General features: G+C 74.7%; 1 protein-coding gene. It reads right to left on the bottom strand.

Translation table 11 applies throughout. The annotated features are described in order from the left end of the window. On the bottom strand, window positions 1-2058 hold a 2058-nt coding region (locus VE546_RS19105), incomplete at its 3' end, for a beta-L-arabinofuranosidase domain-containing protein (RefSeq protein WP_324923938.1). Between the last annotated feature and the right edge of the window lie 332 nt (window positions 2059-2390).

Raw genomic sequence — 2390 nt, 5'->3', positions numbered from 1 at the left:
GCGGTTGGCGATCCGGAAGACCGTGCTGCCCGCGGTCCACCGCCTGCCCGTGGGCGACGCCAGGGGGAAGGCGGAGATCCGCAGCCGGGCCGCACCGAGCGGGACCAGGGTGACCGCCTCCACCGGGGCGGTGCTGAGGGCGGGGCTCTGCTGGAGGGGCGTGACGACGTGCTGGCTGTCGGCCGTCCACTCCGCGATGCGGCGCGCGGGTGCGGTGATGCGGCAGGGGGTGGTCGCCAGGGTGAAGGGGTTGGGCGGGAGCGGGCCGCCGGCCGCCGAGAAGGAGAGCCCCGCCGCCGGGTCCGCCGGGTCCAGGGCCAGGCCGTAGTTCCACGGCGACGTGGCGTGGACGTCGTACTCGGGGAACGTGTCCGTGCCGCCGGTGCGGACGTACTCCTCGCCGATCCGCAGGGAGTAGCTCAGCGGTCCGCGGTCGACGGAGACGGAGTCGCCGTTGCCGGGCCAGGTGCGCACCGTGATGCGCTGCGGCAGCCTCAGCATGACGGTGTCGCCGTCCGACCAGGTGCGGTCGACGGTCGTGAACGCCGGGCCGTCGGGCGCGCCCACCGTCCGCCCGTTGACAGCCAGCGCGGGGGCGCGGCACCAGCCGGGGATCCGCAGGACCAGGGGGAAGGCCACGGCGCGGGGCGTGGAGACGGTGAGCGTCACCGTCTCCCCGAAGGGGTAGTCGGTGTCCTCCCGGACGGTGACCGGGACGCCGTCGGCCACCCGGGCGGTGACCGTGCACGGGGCGTACATCGCCGCGCACAGGCCGCCCGCCGGGGTGGCCGCCCACAGCTCCTGGGTGAACCAGGGCCAACCCATGCCGTAGTTGTGGGGGCAGCAGCGGTACTGGTCGACGCCGGGCCGGTAGGACTGCATGGCGAAGCCGTTCTGGAACTGGCCGAGGGTCTTCGGCACGTTGTCCAGGTCGATGCTGTTGGCGCTGGTGATGTAGTGGACCGCCCGGCCCTCCGGGTCCAGGGCGGCGGGCAGCGAGTTGAAGGCCAGGTCCTCGCAGCGGTCGGCCCACACCGGATCGCCCGTCAGCCGGGTGAGCAGTTCGTGGCTGGCCATGAACTCCACCACGCCGCACGTCTCGAAGCCCTGGCGGGGATCGCCGTACCCCTCGCGGATGTTCTCGTCGCCGGCGAAGCCCCCGCCGGGGAACTGGCCGTAGGCGCGCAGGACGCCGTCGTACGTGGCGTAGGCGGCCCGGGTGTCGGCCGGCGAGCCGGAGCGCAGCGCGTACTGGGCGGGCTCGCGGAAGCCCTGCGCGATGTTGACGTTGTGCCGGTCGGGCAGCGGGCCGGTCCAGTCGGCGCCGTGGGCGTGGATCGTGCCGATGAGGTCGAGGAGGAAGGCGTCACGGGTGCGGTTGTACAGCCAGACGGCCGTGTCCAGGCCGTCGCCCCAGCGCAGCGAGACCCAGCTCTGGTTGAAGGCGGACGGGCCCTGGGCGTTCATGTAGCGCAGGAAGCCGGTGAGGAGGGGGATGACGCGGTCGTCCCCGGTGAACTCCTGCCAGGAGCGCAGCGCCTGCAGCAGCGGGAGGTAGGGCCAGAAGTCGGGGCCGCCGCCGAGGGAGGTGCGCAGCGACCGCGGTCCGAAGAAGCCGTCCGGCTGCCGGGTGGCGAGGACGGCGTCGAACCAGCGGCGTGCGGTGGCGAGCGCGTCCGGGTCGCGGGTGACGATCGCGAGGTCGACGTATCCCCGCAGCCAGTAGGGGACCTCCTCCCAGGCGTCGCGGTCGGGGTGCACCCATCCGGAGGAGGAGAAGTCCAGGAAGTGGGAGATCTCGTCGTACCGGCCGCACAGGCCGGCGAGCTGGAGGCGTAACTGCTCCCCGAGCCAGCCGCGCGGCCGGACGGCCGTGACGGGCAGCCGCAGCAGCGCGGTGGGGTGCAGGGGGGAGGCGTTGGGGGTGTGGAGGCCGCCGGGTGCCGGGCGGACACGGGTGGCGAGGGGAGCGGCGGCGGCCGGCGCGGGGGCCCGGCCCACCGCGTGGACGGCGGCCAGGGACGTCAGACCGACGAAGTGGCGGCGGCTCAGGGACATGCGACCCTCCGTGGGGTGGGGGGTGCGCGCCGGGGCGCGCGAGGGGGGACCACGGTGCGAGGAGTCCGGGGAGCGTGGAGCGGGACCGCTGCGCGGACGTCCGGTGAACTGCCTTTCCAACGTTAAAAACGCGGCGCTGTGCAGGATGACAGCACGCCCGCGGACATCTGTCCATGCCCGGCGCACGACTTTCCCGAACCGGTCGGGGCCCTGTCCGGCCCGCGTGCGGCGCGGCGGAGACCCGTCCCCGGGCCGGGGCGGGACAACCCAGCCCCGGCCCGGGGACGGGCGGGGATCACGCCCGGGGGAACGGCCGCCGCGCCGCCCGCCGC

This window comes from Streptomyces sp. (genome assembly GCF_035644915.1).
Taxonomy (GTDB): domain Bacteria; phylum Actinomycetota; class Actinomycetes; order Streptomycetales; family Streptomycetaceae; genus Streptomyces.
This window is presented reverse-complemented; position numbering and strand designations above follow the sequence as displayed.